The 19,699-nt window shown below is 67.6% G+C and carries 12 protein-coding genes and 4 pseudogenes; 8 read left to right on the plus strand and 8 right to left on the minus strand.

The window, feature by feature from the left end; genetic code table 11:
- Positions 1–160: 160 nt before the first annotated feature.
- From OG878_RS34470 to OG878_RS34485, 4 genes and pseudogenes are all read left to right on the plus strand, one after another.
- Positions 161–904: pseudogene (locus OG878_RS34470) on the plus strand (IS5 family transposase); the annotation flags it as partial.
- Positions 905–908: 4 nt separating this feature from the next.
- Complete coding sequence (locus tag OG878_RS34475; RefSeq protein WP_328890397.1) at positions 909–1,364, plus strand: hypothetical protein; 456 nt, start codon at positions 909–911, stop codon at positions 1,362–1,364.
- A gap of 362 nt (positions 1,365–1,726) precedes the next feature.
- Positions 1,727–1,972 (plus strand): hypothetical protein, encoded by a 246-nt coding sequence (locus OG878_RS34480; RefSeq protein WP_328890398.1) that lies wholly within the window; start codon positions 1,727–1,729, stop codon positions 1,970–1,972.
- 350 nt (positions 1,973–2,322) lie between these two features.
- On the plus strand, positions 2,323–3,714 hold the full coding sequence (locus tag OG878_RS34485) for an IS1380 family transposase (RefSeq protein WP_328885304.1): 1,392 nt from the start codon (positions 2,323–2,325) through the stop codon (positions 3,712–3,714).
- 310 nt (positions 3,715–4,024) lie between these two features.
- Here the strand turns inward: OG878_RS34485 and OG878_RS34490 are convergent, their stop codons facing one another.
- On the minus strand, positions 4,025–5,785 hold the full coding sequence (locus OG878_RS34490) for a hypothetical protein (protein ID WP_328890399.1): 1,761 nt from the start codon (positions 5,783–5,785) through the stop codon (positions 4,025–4,027).
- Between the two features lie 268 nt (positions 5,786–6,053).
- Between OG878_RS34490 and OG878_RS34495 the strand changes: the two are divergent.
- A pseudogene (locus OG878_RS34495) lies at positions 6,054–6,287 on the plus strand (HNH endonuclease); the annotation flags it as partial.
- Between the two features lie 555 nt (positions 6,288–6,842).
- On the opposite strand, the gene OG878_RS34500 reads toward OG878_RS34495, so the two are convergent.
- The gene (locus tag OG878_RS34500; protein WP_328890400.1) at positions 6,843–7,910 is read right to left on the minus strand and encodes a CU044_5270 family protein; all 1,068 of its coding nucleotides are present in this window, start codon (positions 7,908–7,910) and stop codon (positions 6,843–6,845) included.
- A complete protein-coding gene (locus OG878_RS34505; RefSeq protein ID WP_328890401.1) occupies positions 7,907–8,560 on the minus strand; it encodes an RNA polymerase sigma factor in 654 nt (217 codons plus the stop codon). The genes OG878_RS34500 and OG878_RS34505 overlap by 4 nt, the downstream gene beginning before the upstream one ends.
- Positions 8,561–8,684: 124 nt before the next feature.
- Between OG878_RS34505 and OG878_RS34510 the strand changes: the two are divergent.
- A pseudogene (locus tag OG878_RS34510) lies at positions 8,685–9,020 on the plus strand (hypothetical protein); the annotation flags it as partial.
- 25 nt (positions 9,021–9,045) lie between these two features.
- A pseudogene (locus OG878_RS34515) lies at positions 9,046–10,266 on the plus strand (damage-control phosphatase ARMT1 family protein).
- Positions 10,267–11,191: 925 nt separating this feature from the next.
- Here the strand turns inward: OG878_RS34515 and OG878_RS34520 are convergent.
- From OG878_RS34520 to OG878_RS34540, 5 genes are all read right to left on the minus strand, one after another.
- A complete protein-coding gene (locus tag OG878_RS34520; RefSeq protein ID WP_328890402.1) occupies positions 11,192–12,073 on the minus strand; it encodes an ABC transporter substrate-binding protein in 882 nt (293 codons plus the stop codon).
- Between the two features lie 325 nt (positions 12,074–12,398).
- Positions 12,399–13,538, minus strand: coding sequence for a muconate/chloromuconate family cycloisomerase (locus OG878_RS34525; RefSeq protein WP_328890403.1), 1,140 nt, complete (start codon positions 13,536–13,538; stop codon positions 12,399–12,401).
- Between the two features lie 54 nt (positions 13,539–13,592).
- Positions 13,593–14,525: a PDR/VanB family oxidoreductase gene (locus tag OG878_RS34530; RefSeq protein ID WP_234432993.1), complete on the minus strand. Its 933-nt coding sequence runs from the start codon at positions 14,523–14,525 to the stop codon at positions 13,593–13,595.
- A gap of 263 nt (positions 14,526–14,788) precedes the next feature.
- Positions 14,789–15,562, minus strand: coding sequence for a dioxygenase family protein (locus OG878_RS34535; protein WP_052190296.1), 774 nt, complete (start codon positions 15,560–15,562; stop codon positions 14,789–14,791).
- Positions 15,563–15,979: 417 nt separating this feature from the next.
- Positions 15,980–16,909, minus strand: a complete 930-nt coding sequence (locus OG878_RS34540; RefSeq protein WP_052190278.1) for a LysR family transcriptional regulator — start codon at positions 16,907–16,909, stop codon at positions 15,980–15,982.
- Between the two features lie 462 nt (positions 16,910–17,371).
- On the opposite strand from OG878_RS34540, the gene OG878_RS34545 reads away from it, so the two are divergent.
- Positions 17,372–19,051, plus strand: coding sequence for a cytochrome b5 domain-containing protein (locus OG878_RS34545; RefSeq protein WP_328890404.1), 1,680 nt, complete (start codon positions 17,372–17,374; stop codon positions 19,049–19,051).
- Positions 19,052–19,699: the final 648 nt, after the last annotated feature.

Raw genomic sequence — 19,699 nt, forward strand, 5'->3', positions numbered from 1 at the left:
TGCTGATTTCCCTGACTAATCGTCAGCCTCCTCCTGGGCGTGCTCAACCAGCAGCGGCTGTCCCGACACCGGTCCGGCCGGTCTCCTGCGGGCCGAGACCGGCTCGGAGCGCGACTGCGGGGCCTCACCGTGGCCGAAGCCGGGAACGAACTCCTCCTGCGTCGCGACGGCGTGGTCCGAACACAGCTCGATGATCGTGCCGAGGATCTTCGTCGCGATCCTTTACCAGGGCAGGACCGGCTGCCAGTGGGACTATCTCCCGCACGACCTGCCGCCCAAGTCGGCCGTCTACTACTATTTCGCAGCCTGGCGCGATGACGGCACGGACGTGAAGATCAACGACCTGCTCCGCTGGCAGGTCCGCGAGAAGGCCGGGCGATCAGAGGATCCGAGCCTGATCGTGATCGACACCCAGAGCTTCCACGCCGCGGTGAACGTGCCCGCGGCCACGACCGGGAAGGACGCGGCCAAGAAGGTCCCCGGCCGCAAGCGTGGACTGGCCGTCGATGTCCTCGGCCTGGTCATCGCCGTCACCGTGCTGGCCGCCAGCGCCCACGACAACGCCTTCGGCATCGCGCTGCTCGGCCAGGTCGCCCCCATCGGCACCATCAAGAAGGCCCCGGTGGACCAGGGCTTCAAGAAGACCGTCGTCGAGCACGGCACCACGGTCGGCATCGACGTCGAGATCGTCGAACGCAACCCCACGGACAAGGGCACCGGCTTCGTCCCGCAGGCCAAGAGGTGGATCGTAGAGCAGACACTCGGCACCCTCATGCTGTTCCGGCGGCTCGTACGGGACTACGAGGGCAGGCCGAAGACCTCCGAATCCAGGGTGCACTGGGCCATGATCGACGTGATAGCTCGCCGGCTCACCGGCCAGACCACGCCCACCTGGCGCGGGTGACCACGTGGACGCCCAGGTCACGCCCCTCCTGGAGCGGATCGACGCACGCGAACGCGAGCTCGGTGACGCCGCGGAACAGCTCCGCACGCAGATCGACGAGCTCGGCGCGCGCCTGCGTGAACTCGACGAGGAGCTCGGGAACCTGGCGGTGACCCGCAAGACGCTCCTCTCCCTCCCTTTCCCGCGGACTGCCCGAGAGCCGGCCGAATCGCCGCCCGTCCTGCCGGCCCACCCGGCCTACCAGCAGATCCTCGACACCTTCGCAGATGCCGCCGGGCCGATGCGTGCCCGCGACCTTTGCGAATGCCTCGATCTCGCCGTCACGCCGAAGAACATCGAGAGCACCCGGCACAAGCTCAAGCGCCTGGTCAACATCGGCGTCCTCGCCGAGCCCGAACCCGGCGTATTCATCCAGCACCGGCCGAGCAGCCCCGTCACTCCGCGCCACCGACCCACCTGACCCAAGCCCGGAGTTGAATCGGCAAGACGGTCCGTAGACTCCTGTCTGCTGACTATCTGTGAAGATGAGGCTGTGGCGCAGATGGGCGGAGATCTCGGTGAGATGCTGGCGGCGGTTGCGAGTCGGCCTGATTGCCGTGTCCTGCCGCCGGGCGGAGGGCTGCAGGCGGAGGCCGGTCCCGTGGTCCCGACGGATCTGATCGAGCTCTCCCGGAACTGCGGTGGCCTGTGGTTGTTCAAAGGGGCAGACTTCCCGTGGCATGTCCATCCGGTGACCAGTCTGACTCCCGCTGGCCCGCGACTGCTGGGCGCCGCAGAGGCAGCGCAGATCGCTACTGACTATCCCGACGACCTGACGAACGGGTGCGCTTCGTCATCGCTGATGACGGCATCGGTAGTGCGACGGCTCCGCATGTGGTGATAGACCTGCATGCTGATCGGCTCGGCCGCTGCTATGCCGCTGGCTGGGACACCTTCGGGCTGGTCGGCGAAATGCCGATCGTCGCGGTGACCATCGCAGGGCTGATCAGCTGGCTGCTGGAGGCAGGCGGAGACCGCCCCGGTGGACACGACCGCGGGTATGGGGACGCCTATCAACCGGACCCGTGACCCATCACGATGGCTGGCCGCTCACTTCATCGAGCCGGACATTCTGGCTCAGAACGTCCTCTAATAGGTCCGCGGCAACCCCGAGCGCGAGTTGGCAAGGGGTGGTCGTGCGAGGTGGAGGCCTGCCGCCCTTCTGGGACACAGATCCCTGTGTCAGACCGGTCCCATCTGCCCGTGTCCTGCCAGGCGGAGGCCTTCGGTAGTTCCGGGACCTTGATCTCTTGTCTAAGCCTCGATCCACCGAGTGGCTCGCTTGCTGTGGATGAGCAATCAAGAAGAGGTGCCTGCTGACCTGCGATGATGGGAGTTCTGACGCTTCCAGCACGCACAATCAGCAAGGCACCTCGTAGATGCAAGTTTCCCATACTCCGGCAGCGGTCTCCGCTGCGTTCGATGACCCGAACCTGATCGCGTATGCCGGGCTGCTGCCGGTGCTGCGGCTGGCCGAGCGGTGCGGGCTGTCGCGGTTGGTGGCCGAGAAGGTGAAGCTGACCGGCGCGAAGAACGGGGCTGGGGCTGCGGCGGATGCCAAGGTCACCAGCATTGTGGGCGGCATGGCCGCGGGTGCGGACAGCATCGACGACCTTCACGTCCTGCGGCACGGCGCGATGCCGGCCGTGTTCGCAGGTGCCCGTGCCCCGTCCACGCTGGGCACCTTCCTTCGCTCGTTCACCCACGGTCACGCCCTCCAACTCCACGCTGTCCACCGCCGGTTCCTGGCCGCACTGGCCGCGCACACCCCCTTGTTGCCGGGCTCGGACGAGATGGCGTTCATCGATGTCGACTCCACCCACAAACGCGTCTACGGGCGGGCGAAACAGGGCGCCGAGTACGGCCGGTTCAAGGGCATCCGCACCCTGCACCCGCTGCTCGCCACGGTCTGCACCCCGCAATCGAGGCCGGTGATCGCCGGCGTGCGGATGCGACGCGGCAAAGCAGCAGACTCCCGCGGCGCCCCGAAATTCGTGAGCGAGGCCCTGGCCACCGCCCGCGAGGCCGGCTGCACCGGGACCCGAATCCTGCGGGCCGACTCGCAGTTCTACAACGCCGGTGTGATCGCCGCCTGCCACCGGGCCGGAGCCCACTTCTCGCTCACCACCAGCATGAACCCCTCCATCAAACGAGCCGTCCACAGCATCCCCGACGAGGAATGGCAGCACATCAGTTACCCGACCGCGGTGCCCGACCCCGCCACCGGTGAACTCATCTCGGACGCCGAAGTCGCCGAGATACCCCAATACACCGCCTTCGCGAGCCGCAAAAAGAGCGAGCAGATCACCGCCCGGCTGATCGTGCGCCGGGTCCGTGACCTCGCCAAACCCGCCGTCGTGGGTGAACAGGGCGAGTTGTTCCCCGTCTGGCGCTACCACCCCTTCTTCACCGACCAGCCCGCCGCAACCCTGCAGGCCGAGCGGGAACACCGCCACCACGCCGTGATCGAGCAGGTCATCGCGGACACCAAAGCCGGCGCCCTGGCCCACCTGCCTTCCGGGCACTTCCACGCCAACGCCGCCTGGCTCACCCTGTGGGCGATGACCTACAACCTGCTGCGGGCCACTGGCTCCCTGACCTCCGCCTTCCACGCCAAAGCCACCACCGCCACGATCCGCACCCACCTGGTCCACGTTCCGGCCCGGATCGCCCGCTCCGCCCGCCGCATCACCCTGCACCTGCCACACAACTGGCCCTGGCAGCACGCCTGGACACACCTCTTCCACACCGTTCACGGCCCACCCGGCTGACGCGAACAGCCCCTACCCGACCCGCCCGCCGCCAGGGCCCAACCGGAACCGAACCCGTGGAAAAGCTGGGCAGACCAGCGACTACAACCTGCCCATACCCGAGCGCCGACCTGAAACCGGCTCGAAACCGGTCACAAGATCACTCCCCAAACCACGTCGGTGGATCAAGGCTTAGCTAACCTCGATGTTGCGCCCTCCCGCGCTGTGCTGGATCAGCGCAGGCGGCCTTGAGTGCTGCTGCGGGCCCGTCTGCACCATTTCCCGCGAAGCAGCAGTCAGGCTCTGCGTCACTGCCGCTCCGGGCAGCGCGTCAACCGCCGAGTGCTATCCAGGTGTTGTGGAGTCCGGACCATTCGCCGGCGACGTGCCACCACGAGGTGTAAACGATCCCGTTGTTGCCGGTGATGAACAGATCGAGATGGTCAGGGTTCCGGGAAACCACACTCACCGGCGCACCAGCCGGGAAAACCCCACCAATCGGCGCCCAACCCTGATACCCAGACCACCCGCCGCCAGCAGCGTCCCACCACGAGGTGTAAACAACACCGTCCCTGCCGGTGATGAACAGATCGAGATGGTCAGGGTTCCGGGAAACCACACTCACCGGCGCACCAGCCGGGAAAACCCCACCAATCGGCGCCCAACCCTCGCGTCCGGACCATCCGCCAGTGATGTCCCACCACGAGGTGTAAACAACACCGTCCCTGCCGGTGATGAACAGATCGAGATGGTCAGGGTTCCGGGAAACCACACTCACCGGCGCACCAGCCGGGAAAACCCCACCAATCGGCGCCCAACCCTGATACCCAGACCACCCGCCGCCAGCAGCGTCCCACCACGAGGTGTAAACAACACCGTCCCTGCCGGTGATGAACAGATCGAGATGGTCAGGGTTCCGGGAAACCACACTCACCGGCGCACCAGCCGGGAAAACCCCACCAATCGGCGCCCAACCCTCGCGTCCGGACCATCCGCCAGTGATGTCCCACCACGAGGTGTAAACGATCCCGTCGTTGCCGGTGATGAACAGATCGAGATGGTCAGGGTTCCGGGAAACCACACTCACCGGCGCACCAGCCGGGAAAACCCCACCAATCGGCGCCCAACCCTCGCGTCCGGACCATCCGCCAGTGATGTCCCACCACGAGGTGTAAACGATCCCGTCGTTGCCGGTGATGAACAGATCGAGATGATCTGGATTCCGGGAAACCACACTCACTGGCGCGCCATCCGGGAAAACGCCTCCGATAGATGGCCATCTCCAGTCCGTAGTCGTTGCTGCCCAGGCTTCACCGTCGTGCCACCAAGATGTGTGAACGCGGCGATCTTTCCCTGTGCCAAACAGTTGAAGATAATCCGGCCTACGCGACACGGCACTTATAGACGCTCCTTTAGCAAACACGCCTGTCGCGGGCACCGGGTCTGGCCCGGCAGGCGAGACCCACTCGATCGTCGACCAATCTGAGTAATTGTAGCCCCCAAGCGTTTTGGCCACGCCGCCTTTAACCTGGAACATGTAGGTGCGAGCAGGGAAGATCAGTCCGCAATCTGCACTCTCGGTTCCGCCTCGTTCGAATTGAATGGAACCTCCACCGATAATTCCCCACCGGACGAGAATTTTGTCGTAGTGGATTGGGTTCGTCCACGTAAGGATCGCGACGTGGTTGGAATACCCTGAGACGGCGAGGGACTTGGGACCGCCAGTCGCAGTCACAGGAAGTCTGGGAACAAATAGCTGCCCGTCACCTTGCCTCGGAAGCGTGATGCCGATCGAGCCCCACTCGGGCACTCCATCATCCCATTGAAATCCAACGTTTACGGCCAGCTGACTGCCGGCATATGGCTCTAGCTCATCGGCAGTAAGGTCCACGGAGCGCTCGTCTCCGCCGAGGTGCTTACTTGGCCCACCCATCCCAAGTTCCACGATTACTCTATCGGGAGATTCAGGGTCGCCGAAGAAGTCATCCACTTCCCATTCGACAGTCACTACACCAGGCTGCACGCTCGCCGTCAGATTCGTCGGTGGTTTACGCGACACAATAGGCTCCAAGCGATGGAGTGGATTGCTCATTATTTCCATTCTGTGACCGATAGCACGGGACCGCCACCCGGCTGACAGTCAACCGTTCGACGCGATCGACCGGCTCCCGGTCGCCGAGGAACACCGCGGGGGCTACCAGCTGACGCTGTACAAGCACTGGAACCGCGGGGTGATCTCCTCGGACGGCTGTGACACCCGCAAGGAGGTTAGCCTCGCGGAGGCTGTCGACTCACCCGTCGTCGCGGCCAGCTGCAAACTGTTGTGCGGCTTGTGGCGCAGCGCGTACGACGGCCTGGTGGTGACGGACGCGGCGCGGCTCGACGTCGACCACTTCGTGCCGCTGGCCGAGGTCTTCGACTCCGAGCAGACGCCGTGGAGTGCCGAGCGGCGCGAGGCGTACGCGAACGACCAGGGCAGCCCGGACACGCTGATCGCGGTCTCGGCCGCCTCCAACCGGTCCAAGTCCGCCAAGGACCCGGCCGACTGGATGCCCACGAACGGGTCCTACCACTGCACGTATGGCGCGACGTGGGTAGGCACGAAGCTGCGCTGGGACCTGGCCGTCGACGAGAACGAGCGCCAGGCCCTCCTCGGCCTCGCCGAGGAGGGCCTGGCACCACTGTCGTCTATGAACCTGCCTCGCAGCTGTGAAATGCGGCCGGCCCGCACTGTGCGGGCCGGCCAGTCCCAAACCTGCTGGGTGAGCTCCTCGAGGACCAGCCCCTGGCCGTCGTCCGACGTAGGTCGGTTCCGGCCCCCGAGCGGCAACGACGGCGGCCAGGCGCGGTGCGGACAGCACGACCGGAGCTCCACGAGCCGAAGGCCTGCGCCAGGGCTCTGGTCAATCCGCGGCCCCGGCACTCGCCGTCCAGATGGGCCATGGCGTAGCCACGCTCATCGGGATGACGGGCCAGACGGGCCAGACGGGCCATCACCCAAGCGGTACGTGCGGAAGCGGACGACGACATCCCCATCATTCGCTTCAATCAAGCCATGGGGTTCCGTGGCGACCCCTACTCCGGGGGTCCTGCTGCCTGGTCGGGCAGCAGGACCCCCGGTTCAGCCCGTCCCCGTCAATAGGCCGGAGTCAGCTGGCGGTCTTCGCGGGTACCTCGTCATGCCGGTCGACAACCCCGCGTTCGATCACGGCGTCGATGCCGAACAGCACGTCACCCGTAGTACCGCTGGCGTTGGCCGCGTGGCTGATGAAGTACGACTGCGAGCCTGTGTAGGCGAGAGTGTCCTTGTTGAAGATCAACACGGACCGGGTGGCAGAGCCGGCGTCCCTGCGGGTGATGCCGATGCCGTGGCGTCCGGCCGCGTCGGCGGCGTCAGGGATCCAGGTGATGCCAGGGATCTTCGCGGCAGCCTTGTACAGCGCGGAGGCTGTCGCGGGCGGCATGATCGCGTTAAAGAGCAAGTCACCGACAGTCACGAAGACGGCCTCGTCCTTCGAATCCCCCTTCTCCACCCTGGTCTGGGTGTAGAGCAGCTTGAGCAGGGCGTCGGGGTCGGTAGGCAGCGAGGCAAGCCACGCGTAGGTGGGATACCACACACCGGGCCGCACGGGAGATGCGGTGGTCATAGGGCCCAGCTGACCAGGCATCATGGCGTCCTTCCCGCTCGAGCGGAGCCAGCCGGTCGTGGTCACCAGGCCGGGCTTCTGAGCCAGCCACCGTTCGTCCTTGTGCGCCGCACCGAGCACCACCGGGCCGCCGAAAGTGCCCTTGTTCTCGCGCACCAGGCGCCGGACATATACGAACTGGTTTTCCTGGACCGGCGTCGCGTCCGTCTTCATGGCCGCGTCGGCAATCCGGCCCAGGGTGACGGATGCGTTGGTAACCCGCGCCGGTGAGGAGACAGCGGACTTCGCCGCCGGGGCGGAGCTGTGGCCGCTGCCGGAAAATGTGACTACCAGAGCACCGGCCAGGGCCAGTGACGTGGCGGGCACCATCAAGGCCAGGCGCGGCAGCCGGCGGCGGGAGGGAGCGAGCGACGTCTCGCCGGCGGAGCTGTGATCGTGATCGATCTGCTGCATCAGAATGTCCTTGTGGTGAAGGTGGCGGCTCGGCGAGAGGTCCCAGTCGACCGGAGCAGCGAGCAGTTCTTCTGCCCCACTCCGGGCAAAGCCGGCGCGCGAGTTGTCGGCGTTCATCGGGTTTCCTCCTGCAGGAACAGTGCCGCGATTGCGGCTTCACTCTCTTTCTCTCCGCGACGGCCCCGCGGTTCCCGGTTCTTGCGAGACACCGGGCCGGAGCTGTCGCGGGCCAGACGCGCCCGGGCACGGGAGAGCCGCGACCTCACAGTGCCGACCGGAACGCCCAGCGCTTCGGCGGCCTGCTGGTAGTCCAGCCCGGCACCCACGCACAGAGCGACGACCTCACGGTCCGGGCGGCTCAGCCGACGCAGGGCGTCATGGACCAACTCGAGGTGGCGGGCATCGTCGATCCGGCCGGCCGTCTCGTCCGCGAAGTCCTCCACCGGCCGGGGCTCCGGGCCGCCCGCCAGGAAGGCGAGCCGCCGGCGAAGACCGCGGTTGACGTTATGCGCCTTATGCGATGCGATGCCCAGCAGCCACGGTGTGAGGGAACCACCCTCTGGATCCAACGCCTCCCGGGTACGCCAGGCGCCGAGGAAGGTCTCGGAGACGACTTCCTCGGCCTCCGACCAGTTACCGGTCAGCCTCAGGGCATGTCTGTAGACAGCGCGAGCGTTCTGGTCGTACAGGTCAGCGAACGCCGCACGGTCCCCCGCCCGCACGCGCGCTCGCAACGACTCACTGGGTTCTGTATGCCTCACACTCATAAACTCTCCGCCGACACGACCTCGTTCCCGTGTCCTGCGCCACACCACCGTGAAAAGGGAAGATCGAAATGCTCGTCGTGCGGGACGACGCCGGTCTCAGGGAGCCTAACGGGATCAGGTGGCCATCAATGCAGCCCGCACCCACGGCATCATCGACGTCCTGGCCGACGAGACCTCCCCTGCTGGGCAGATAAGGGCTACCAGGGCGCCGGCGGCACGGTGCGGGTGCCCTTCCGCGGCAAGCACCGCAACCTCGCCGCCAGCCAGCAAGCCGTCACTGTCGCTCACGCCCGCATCCGCGCCGTCGGCGAACAGGCCAGGCTGGCGCCTCCTGCTCAAACTCCGCTGCAGCACCGCCCGCGTCACCAGCCTTTTTCAGGCGTGCCTTCGGACCCCCGACGGGCGAAGTGCTGATAGGCAGCACCGCCAGCGTCATGGCCCTGGGATCATGGACACGTGAGTGAAATGCGAAGGGCTTGGACACCATGACAAAGAAGACCACCCGCGCTTCGGGCGAAGAGGCAGTTTGCGACCCCGGGCCAGTGGGTGCTCCGGTCATCCTGAGCAACGAGCCCGGCTCGTTCGCCTGGGGTGTGCTGGCCAAGCGCCACCCTGCCCTCATTCAGCAGGTGCGCGACGCCTTCCCGTACGGTCGCCGGCAGCACGAGGCCCTCGACACCCTGCGGGACGAGATCACCAACGGCGTCGTCGAACCGCTTGCCCCAGCGGAACACGACCACGTGCGCTGGGCGTACTGGGGGCAGGAGCACTTCGGGCGCTCGTGGTACGACGCCCCGTTCCTGTGGGCGGAGAGCTACTTCTACCGCAGGCTCCTCGCCGCCGTCGAGTACTTCGGGACCGGCCCATGGCAGGGAGTTGATCCGTTCGCGCCGTTCAAACAGGCCGAACTGCGAGGCGAAGCGGTGGAAGAGGAGCTGCGGGCCCTCGACGCGCTTGCCGACGCGCCGGCCGACGAGCGGGCCACGGCCCTGCTCCACGCCTCGCTCTGGGGCAACCGCGCGGACCTCGGCTTCCGCGTCTCGGCGGGGGAGCCGGCGATCGGTGACGCCGCTGCCTCCACGCTGGTCGTCGACGACAGCGCCGTGCTGTGGCAGCTCCTGCCCGCCGGAGCGTCCTCCACCGTCGCCGTGGTGGCGGACAACGCAGGACGAGAGCTCATTCCGGATCTGATCCTCATCGATCACCTCCTCGAATAGCGGCACGCCGAACGGGTTGTGCTTCATGTCAAGCCCTACCCCTACTACGTCTCCGACGCGATGACGGCTGACGTCGTCGACTGCCTCCGTCGCCTCACCGAGGCGCCCGGCGAAGCCGGCCGGATCGGCGGCCGACTGTGGAAGGCCATGGCGGCAGGAAGCCTGGAGGTCCGCACCCACCCGTTCTTCTGCGCTCCGCTGCCGTACGAGGGGATGCCCGAGGACCTTCGAGGCGAGTTCGAGAGCGCCACGCTCACCATCCTGATGGGCGACCTCAACTACCGTCGCCTGGTGGGCGACCAGCTGTGGGACGCCACGGTGCCCTTCACTGATCTCACCGCATACTTCCCGGGGGCCGTCGCAGCGCTCCGGACCCTGAAGTCCGACGTCATCGTCGGCCTGGAGAAGGGAACGCTGGACGGCCTCGAACGGTCCAGGGCTGCCTGGCGTACGAGCGGAACTCACGCGCTGATTCAGGTGCGACGGTAGAACGGGGGCGGGGTGAGCTCCCGCACGTCAGATCTCCTACCCAGAATGGTCTGCCACGCCGGCTCGGCTGCCTCGCTCTAATGCTTCCGTCATTGCCCGGTCAGGCCATCAGGAGTTGCCACCACCAGGGATGCTCTGGAGCTGCCGCCTTGATTGCGTCCGCCAGCCAGGTGTATGACGACGCGTCCAGAACGTCCCGAGGGAGCGGAACGCTGCGTTCGTCGGTCACGGCTGCACAGCCCTGATGCTCTCCGTTACGGGCAACGGCATGGCAGTCGATACGCCGGAGGATTTCGCGCGAGCCACCGCATCGCTGTCACGGCACACCGCGCGAATCAGCTGCTCGTGAAGCCGTTCCGAGGTCTCGTGAGAGGTGGGTGGAGGCGCCCGGGCGGCTGGTTCACCGAAGGAGACCGAACGCCACTGCCGCCGCTGTCGCGCCCAGGGCGGCGCCCGCGATCGTCTGGGCCGTCGTGTGGTCACGCAGGGCAACGCGCGACCAGCCGATGGCGGCCAGAGCAAGAACCAAGGGAGCTGGACCCGGTGGTCGCGGGCGGAGCGGTCGAGCAGGGCGGGTGGCCGGGCCGGGGCCTCGGAGTCGAGTAGCGGGCCCAGGGGCTGATTTCTTTGACGGGTCGGTCGATCGGATCCGTCTGTCCGCTGGGTGACCACTGATGCGATGGGGGATCGGATCGAGCCTGCCGACGACGGCTGATCCGGTGCGCGGTCGGTGGAGCCGACCACCGCCGTGTCCACACCTGAGGGCGGCCCGACCGGCACCCTTCGGTCCGACCGTGTCCGATCGATATCAGCGCACCGGCGCCTGCACACGCCAGGGGCGCTCATCGCGGCGGGCCGGCCCGGCGCAGAAGACCGGGCCGGCCGTACAGGACAGAACGTCCGCCGCCGCCTCATACGGAGAGGATCAGTGCGAGCCGGCGGTCGCGGTGGTGTAGAACTCGGCGGCGGTGAAGGTGGCGGAGACGCCCAGTTCGGCCGCGACAGCGGTGAGCCCGGCCTGGGCGGCGGCGAGGTCGGTGTGGCCGTCGGGGCTGAAATGCGGCGCGATGAACTTCTCGTAATGTGCCCGGATTTCATCCCCCGTGTGACGCCCGAGGAAGTTCCCCAGATACCGGAGCGTGGTGTCGGGGTCCTTCTGGATCACCTGCAGGGCGCGCCGGTGGGCTCGTACGACGGCCTGGACCGCCGGGCTGTCCGGGTCGATGGAGGTGGGGTCGACGGCCACGCCCACGGTGGGAATCCGGAAGTGGTCTCCCACGTAGGCCAGGACGTTCCAGCCGTACTCGGCGGCCAGCGCCTCCGGTGCCATGGTGTCGCCGACCATCGCGGCGTCGATCTCACCGGCCCGCAGACGGCGCAGATCCATGGCGTAGTCGCCGGGCCAGCGGACGACGGTCCGAACGTCGCGGTCCACGTCGAGCCCGGCCTGGCGCAGCACGATGCGGGTGAACACACCGGGGCCGGTGTGGGGAGGGGTGACCGCCAGCCGTTGGCCGGCCAGGTCGGCCAGGGAGGTCAGGCCGGGGCGGGCGAGGAACCAGAACAGCGGGCTGGCGGTGTTGACGTGGAGCGCGACCCAGGGGATGCCGTCATTCAGTCGCGACAGAACGGTCCGGCCGAGCCCGATGACCGCGCAGCGGCGCAGCTGCTGCGCGTCCCAGGTGCAGCCGTCCCGCAGCGAGACGTGGACGCCCTCGTCGGCGTAGAAGCCCTGCTGGTCGGCGATGTAGGCGACCAGTTCCTCGTGGGGGCCCCGCCCGACGTAGACGAGATCGATCGTGTGCATGAAGGTCTCCCTTGCAGCTGACGGTGTATCGGAAACGCCCGGCCGTGGGCCGGGTCGGCAGGCGGGGCCCGGAGTGGGCGACGGAACTCGTCGGTGCGGTGCCCGTGGGGTCCGGTGGGGCCCGAGCCCGGGCCCGTCCTGTGCGCGGAAGGGACCCGGGGGTCGCCCCGGGCGGGCTCGTCGCGGTCGGGCGGACGACGCTGTGCGCGGAGGCGGTCCGGTGCCGCCGGCAGTTGTCGATCTTGTCGCGATCGGGAGCGGTCGGCGAGTCCGGTTCGGGGGACCGTACCCGGCACTCTCCGACCCGCTCTTCGGGCGGAAGAAGCTATCCGTCGGAGGCGGTCCGGTGTCGCCGGTACTTGTCGACCTTGTCGCGGTCGAGGTCGACGCCGAGCCCTGGGCCTTCGGGCACGACGAGGCGGCCGTTCTCGTAGCGGACGGGGGCCACGGTGAGGTCGTCCCGCAGCAACAGCGGCCCGATGAGCTCACAGCCCATGTCGAGCTCCGGAACCGAGGCGAACACATGCGCGGCGGCCGCGGTGCCGATCGACGTCTCGATGGCGGTGCCACCGTAGCAGCGAAGACCGCCGTGGGAGGCGATGGTCGCCACCTCCACGGCCGCGCGGAGCCCACCGGCCTTGCCGATCTTGACGGAGACCGAATCACACGACCTCGCGGTGACGGCGGACATCGCGTCGACGGCGCGGCAGACGCTCTCGTCCGCCATGATGCGCAGGCTCCCCGTCCGCTCGACCAGCGAAGCCATCCCGGCGACGTCGCGCCGATCGATCGGCTGCTCCACGACGCTCACGCCCATCGCCTCCAGCCGTTGCACACAGGACACGGCGGTCCGGTAGTCCCAACTGCCGTTCGGATCGACCAGATAGTCGTGCTCGGTGCCGATTTTGGCGATGAGGCGGGCTGCCCGCTTGAGGTCCTCGTCGGGTGGCAGCGCACCGAGCTTCAACTTCAGGGCCGGGTGTCCCTGCCCGAGCCGCTCGATGGCCTCGTCGGCGACCTCCTGCTCGCCGCTCCCGCTCAACGCCCACCGTACGGGGATCCGCGTGCGCGCGGCCCCGCCGAGGAGGCGGTGAACAGGCACACCGAGGACGCGGCCGGTAGCGTCGAGCAGCGCCATCTCGACGGCTGCCTTGGCGAACTCGTTGCCGTGGCTCACCCTGTCCATCGCGGAACGGATCAGGGGAAGCGCGAGGCAGTCCATGCCCACCAGCGCCGGGGCCAGGTAGACCTCGATGAGTTGCTGCTGCCCCTCGATGCTTTCGCCGCTCCACCACGGACCGCCCGGCGACACACCTTCACCGATGCCGATGACCCCGGCGTCGGTGTGGACCTCCACCAGCAGGTAACTCTGGTGGTAGATCTCATGGTTGACGAACCGGTGTGGCCGGGAGGTCGGCAGGTCCACGATCGTGGTACGCAGCTTGGTAATCCGTAGCGTGCTCACGACTCTTCCATTCTTGAGCGATGTCTCTTACGGGCCGGGAAGGGAGTCCTCACGTCACTCGGGCAGTTCCAGGACGAGCTCCTCGCTCATCGCTCTGGACACACAAATCATCATCACCGAGTTCTCGGCGCGCTCCGATTCGCTCAGCACCTCGTCGCGATGGTGGGGCAGACCCTTGACCACCCGAGTCTCACACGTGCCACAGATGCCGTCCCGGCAGTCGAAGTCCAGGCCGTAACCCTCGCCTTCGAGGGCTTCGAGAATCGATTGGTCCGCGCCGACCCGTACCCGGTGCCCGGAACCGGACACGACCACGTCGAACGCGGAGTTTTCGGAGGTGTCCGCCCGCTGCGACGAGTGGAAGCGCTCGACCCTCACCGACGACGGATCCGGCGCCAGGTTCTCGACGGCTCCGGTCATCCCCTCCGGCCCACAGCAGTACACGGTCGAACCCCGGTGGCGGTCGAGGATCGGCTGCAGATCGAGCAGGCCTTCGTGCTCGTCATCGGCATGGATCGTGACCCTGTTGTCGGCCCAGGAGACGATCTCGTCGTGATAGGCCATCAGCGAGCGACGGCGACCGCAATAGACGAACTCGAATTCCGTGACACCGGCGGCACGCAGCTGTCGCAGCATGCCGAGGATCGGTGTGATGCCGATACCGCCGGCGAGGAACAGGTACCTTTCCGCGGGTTCCAGCGGAAAGTTGTTGTTGGGACCGTGCACCGGTACGACGGACCCGACGGGCAACTCGTCGTGGACGTAGGCGCTGCCACCGCGCGAAGTCGGTGACCTGTGGATGGCGATGGTCCAGGTGCCGTCGGACCGGTCTGCGCCGCACAACGAGTACTGACGGGTCAGGCCGGTCGGCAGGTCGAGGACGATGTGCGCACCCGGGTCCCATGCCGGCAGCGGCGCGCCGTCGGGATCGACCAGTCGGAGTTCGACGACATCGTCGGCGACCCGCGTTCGCACCTCGATCCTCACGTGTCGTTGTGTGTCTTTCCCGCTCATGCCTCTCCCGTCTGTGGCGCCTCTCGCATCATCTGCGCGCACGGCACGCCGTCGAGGTGTCCTCGGCAGAAGTGCAGGGTGGGGTGTCGCGAGTCCGCGGCGGCTTCCGCCGACTCGTGTCTCTTCTCGGCCGTACCGGCGAGTGCGCTGTGTCCGGCGTGCTCGGATCGGACGACGTCGTGCTCACCGGGCGCCGGCTCCGGTGCCCGGCCGGGGCACCGGAGCCTCGTTCGTGGTTATTCCGGCTGGAGTACGAACCCGAACTCGCCGAGCGTCCAACTGTCGCCGTCGATGTCGGTCTTGGTGAGGGGGATGATCAGGCCGGGCTTGACGCCCTCGGCGCAGTCGCTGTCGATGTAGGGGTCGCCCTCGAAGTAGAGCTGGGTGACGAGGGGCTTGTAGCCCTCGGCGGTGACCAGGAAGTGCAGGTGCGCGGGACGCCAGGTGTGGCGGCCCAGGACCGAGTTGAGGAGGTCGCCCGTCGGCCCGTTCTTGGGGATCTCGTAGGGGGCGGGGCGGATGCTGCGGAACTCGACGGCGCCGTCCTGGTCGACGGGGACGCGGGCGCGCAGGATGTAGTCCTCGGGCACGCCGGCGTCGATGAAGCTGTACAGGCCCTCGTCGGTGGCGTGCCACACGTCGACCGTCGCGGTGGCGAGGGGCTCGCCGGCGGGGCTGCGGACGGTGGCCTTGAACAGCAGCTTGTCGCCGGCCTCGTCGGGTCGCATGGGCAGCGTGTAGGGGCGCTCGGTGAGTACGGGCGCGCCGGGCTTGTAGTAGGGCCCCTCGATGGCGCTGGGGGTCCACGGGCCTTCGCCGTAGCTGTTGGTGTCGACGGTCGCTTCGAGGAAGGTGTCGGTCCACAGGGGCCACTCACCGGCCTCGCCCACCCGGATCAGGTACTGCGTTATCGCGGCGTAGTCCTCGTACCTAAGACCGTGACGGACGATGAAATTCCTCGTCAGCTCGATGAACTCGTCGAACAGGTCGACGACACGCTGATTGGCCATGTATTCCTCCTGAGGAGGTCGCGGGAAGGGGAATCCAGCGTTCTTGTTGCGGGCGACTGGATTTCACGGCAACGCTAACCGGCGGGTCGGGACGCGGACCAATACCGGATCGGAACAATGCCCGTGCCACACGGGTATCACGGTCCCGACGGGGTTCTTGCGGCATCGGTTTTCCGCGGGTGATCACTCGCCCCGGCCGTGGAGTCGTCACATCGGCTCGCAGGGGGACAGTGGGCCTTCGGCCCGTTGACGGTGTTGTGAAGTCGGCCGGTCGGTGCCGTCCGTGATCGGCCCGGCGGACGGAAAGTCCGGGAAGGCCGGTCGAGTGCCTCATCGGCGCGCGCGGGCCGCCGCCCACGCCGCCCCGCCCTTCGACGCTCGCCATCGACGGATCGAGGGGCGGGGCGAGTCGGGGCCTCAGATCGACACGCGCGGGCCGCTCTCCGCGGTGGTTTCGGGCTCGGACGAGGTGGCGGACACGTGGTCGAGGAAGGCCCGGACGAGCGCGGGCACATTGTCCGCGCGGTACAGGCAGCTGAGCCCCTCGGGCGGGGTGTCGGAGAGCGGCACGAAGCCCACTCCCGGCAGCGTGACCCTGGTCGCGGATCGGGGGACCACCGAACAGAACCCGGCCGAGGCCACATACCCCAGGGCGGTGAGGACGTCCCCCGCCTCTCTCACGACGGGTGCCGAGAACCCGGCCTGGGCGCACAGTTGGGTGACCGCGTCGGCGAAGCTGGGACGCGGGCCCGTGGGAAAGAGCACCAGCTGTTGCTCCCGCAGATCCGCCAACTCGGCTTCGCCGGCTTTCAGCAGCGGGTGGCCCTCGGGCAGCGCCAGGTAGAGGGGCTCGCTGGCCACACGGCGGACAACGAGACCCGGTTCGCTCCGGTACTGACGGCTGAACCCCAGGTGCATGCGTCCGTCCCGGATCGCGTCGGCCTGCACGTTCTTGGGGGCACGCTCGAGGACCAGGCTTACCGTCGGGCGGGTCTTGAGGAACCCCCGCAGCAGGCGTGGCACGGCGTCGAACATCGGGGACCCGAAGTAGCCCACCACCAGGGAGCCGGCCTGCCCCGCGTCCGCGAGCCGCGCACGGTCGATGGCGTACTCGGTCAGCTGCATGATCCGGTGGGCCCGGTCGAGCAAGACGGCACCGGCCTCCGTCAGCTCGACACCGCTGGGCGTGCGCATGAACAGGCTCACGCCGACACTCCGCTCGAGGCGGGCGATCCGCCGGGTCAGCGGCGGCTGGGTCATGTGCAGCCGAGCCGCGGCCCGGCTGACATTCCCCTCCTCGGCGACGGCGATGAAGCATTCGAACTGCCGGAGATCAACTGGAAGCACGCTGCCGACAGTACTGACTGGGGTCGTCAGGGTGAACCCTCGGGGAGTTTCTGACGGAACGGGAGTAGTGACCTTATAGCCCGGTGCGCGACGTATAAGACCTGAATACGCTGTCGGAGTTCCCGTGCGGGCCCGCTCGCTCACCGGATCTCCACACCGTCGAGCGCCGGCATGCGGGCGACTTCCGGCCCGCGCGTCACATCGCCTACCCCGTCGAACGGGTGGGGCGATATATCCGAAAAATTAACGAATGTCGCATACTTTCATGCATCCATGATTCCGAATGTGAAATACACCGTCGGCGAGAAAAGTCGAGTGGCGGGGTAGCGCCGTTCGCGGAAGGTATGAAGACGACCAGATCTCGGTATTGGACGGTGTGTGAGGCCCCTGCCTAACGTCTCCTCCAGCGCTCGGCGTGACTGCCCAAATCCTTCCTGAAATCCAAAACAGCCTGGAGGAAATATGCATGCTGTGATCATCGGCGGTGGAATGGGTGGGCTTTTCGCCGCTCTCGCTCTCCGCGAAGCAGGTGACACGTTCGATTCGATCGACGTCTACGAGGCGAGTGCGACCCCCACCACCGCGGGCGCGGGTCTGAACATCTCGCCGAACGGTGCGCGCCTGTGTCACTGGGTGGGCGTGGACCTCGACGGCGGTGACCCCAAGGGCCCTGACGGTGTCCTGGACGGCGGGCGCGCGGCGGTCCTGGAGGCGTCGCGGGAGATCCTGGTCGACGGATCGGTGTCCCGTAAGCCCATCCCCTACAACACGCCGGAGCAGCTGGCCGAGGGCGGCGGGTTCCACCACATGCATCGGCAGGACCTGCTGATGTGCCTGCACAAGCGGGTCAGCGAGCTCGGACCCGACTCGGGTGTGAAGTGCCCCATCCGCGTGCACATGGGCAAGCGCCTCGTCAAGCTGTCGCAGGACGAGAACTGCGGCACCGCCGTCTTCGAGGACGGGACGGTCGTCACCGGCGATGTCGTCATCGGAGCGGACGGAATCGGCTCGCAGGTGCTGAAGGAGACCTGGCCGGGCAAGGGGCAGCGTCGCTGGACGGACGTGGTGTGTTACCGCGGTCTGATTCCGCGCGACAAGGTCGCGGCGATGCGCAAGCCTGACGGCAGCCCGCTCGACCACAACCCGATCGACTCGTTCACGATGGACACCCGTCGGCACGACACCGCCTGGGTGATGACGTACTGGGTCCGCGGCGGGGAACTGCTCAACGTGTGGTACGGCGTGTACACGTCGGACTCGAGCGAGTTCCCCGAGGACTGGGCCGGATGGAAGCCGATAGACAACTCGGACATCCTGGAGACCACGGAGCGCGCGTTCGCGGGCGACCTCCGCAAGGACGACATCCTCGCCATGGGTGCCGCGATGGTGGAGCCCACGAAGTGGGGGCTCTACGACCGGGACGCGCTCGAGGAGTGGCAGGACGGCCGCATCTGCCTGCTGGGCGACGCGGCGCACCCGATGCTCCCGACGTTCGGTCAGGGAGTCAACCAGTCCCTTGAGGACGGGGCGGCTCTGAGCAGCTGCTTCAAGCTGCACGGCGACGACGTGTACAGCGCCCTGCTGCACTACGAGCGCGTCCGGCACTACCGGGCGAGCCGCTTCCAGTTCGCGTCCAAGTTCAACTTCAAGGTGCTGGAGCCCGAGGACACGCCGGAGCGCAAGGCGCTGCTCGCGGCGGCCGACGAACGGGACTTCCCCCTGTTCGCGCACGAGCAGCGCGCGGGCAACAACGACTCGTGGATCTACGACTTCGACGCGCGCAACATTGGTGACAAGCTCCCGAGGAAGAAGCTCGGTCCCTGGGACTTCCGCGACCGTGAGGTGATCGCCAACGCGCGCAAGGAAGTGATGCGCAACCTGTGGAAGCCGGAGAGGCCGGTGGAGGGTGGCCGGCAGATCACCAGGGCGGAGCTCGCGCAGCACGGCACCTTCGACGAGTGCTGGATCGTGATCGGCGGCAAGGTCTACGACTTCACCGAGTGGAAGGACCACCACCCGGGCGGGGCGTTCGTCGCCCGCATGTACGCCGGGCGCGACGCGACCGCGGAGTTCTCGGACTTCCACAGCAAGGCGGCGCTCAAGCACATGGAGATCTTCTGCGTCGGCGACCTGGTCGACTGAGGGTCCACGCCTGAGATCGGTGGAGAGGCACGGCCCCGCGCCACGAGGCTCGAGGCTCGGCCGTGTGACGCGGCCGGCCACGGCGGGCGGCCTCGCCTCGGGGGCCCGCTCGGCAGTCCTGGCACGTTCCTGGCCCGGCCCGGCGCGAGACACGACCGATCCGGTGGGCTGTCCATGGACTCGGCACCCGGCCCCATGGAGATCGCAGGGCGGGTGACGCGGTCGTTCCCCGAAAGCACGCCCGGGCACCCCGGTGGGAAAGTTTCCACCGGGGTGCCCCGCGCGCGATTCCGTAGCCGGAGGCGGCCGACGCCGCCGAACGCAGCCCAAAGAACGCCCCCTTCACGCTCGAGTGAGGCGTGCCGGTGCGGAGCCGCTTGTCGGTGGCCACGTGTAGGTTCCACCCTCCGGCGGACCCGAAGGACGTTCGGGCCGGGCCCGCATCACCACATGGATGCGGTCGGGTCGCCCCGCTGCCCACAGGTCATCGACGCGGTCCGAGGTCGGAGCCAGCGGCATCGGCAGGCATTCTCCCGCGACGCGTGGGACAGGATCTGCCCCACGTGCGGCGAGAGGCCGCGGAGCCGGGCGGCGGACCGCTCGCGCACCGACGATTCTCCGGAGGCCCGAGCCGCGGAGCCACGACCG

The sequence above is a fragment of the Streptomyces sp. NBC_00316 genome (assembly GCF_036158715.1).
Lineage (GTDB): Bacteria > Actinomycetota > Actinomycetes > Streptomycetales > Streptomycetaceae > Streptomyces.

Coding starts and splice junctions, on each gene's coding strand:
- OG878_RS34500 (WP_328890400.1), bottom strand. CDS start 7,910: ATGAACGCCGACAACTCGCGCGCCGGCTTTGCCCGGAGTGGGGCAGAA.
- OG878_RS34545 (WP_328890404.1), top strand. CDS start 17,372: ATGCATGCTGTGATCATCGGCGGTGGAATGGGTGGGCTTTTCGCCGCT.
- OG878_RS34490 (WP_328890399.1), bottom strand. CDS start 5,785: ATGAGCAATCCACTCCATCGCTTGGAGCCTATTGTGTCGCGTAAACCA.
- OG878_RS34505 (WP_328890401.1), bottom strand. CDS start 8,560: ATGAGTGTGAGGCATACAGAACCCAGTGAGTCGTTGCGAGCGCGCGTG.
- OG878_RS34535 (WP_052190296.1), bottom strand. CDS start 15,562: ATGGCCAATCAGCGTGTCGTCGACCTGTTCGACGAGTTCATCGAGCTG.
- OG878_RS34485 (WP_328885304.1), top strand. CDS start 2,323: ATGCAAGTTTCCCATACTCCGGCAGCGGTCTCCGCTGCGTTCGATGAC.
- OG878_RS34520 (WP_328890402.1), bottom strand. CDS start 12,073: ATGCACACGATCGATCTCGTCTACGTCGGGCGGGGCCCCCACGAGGAA.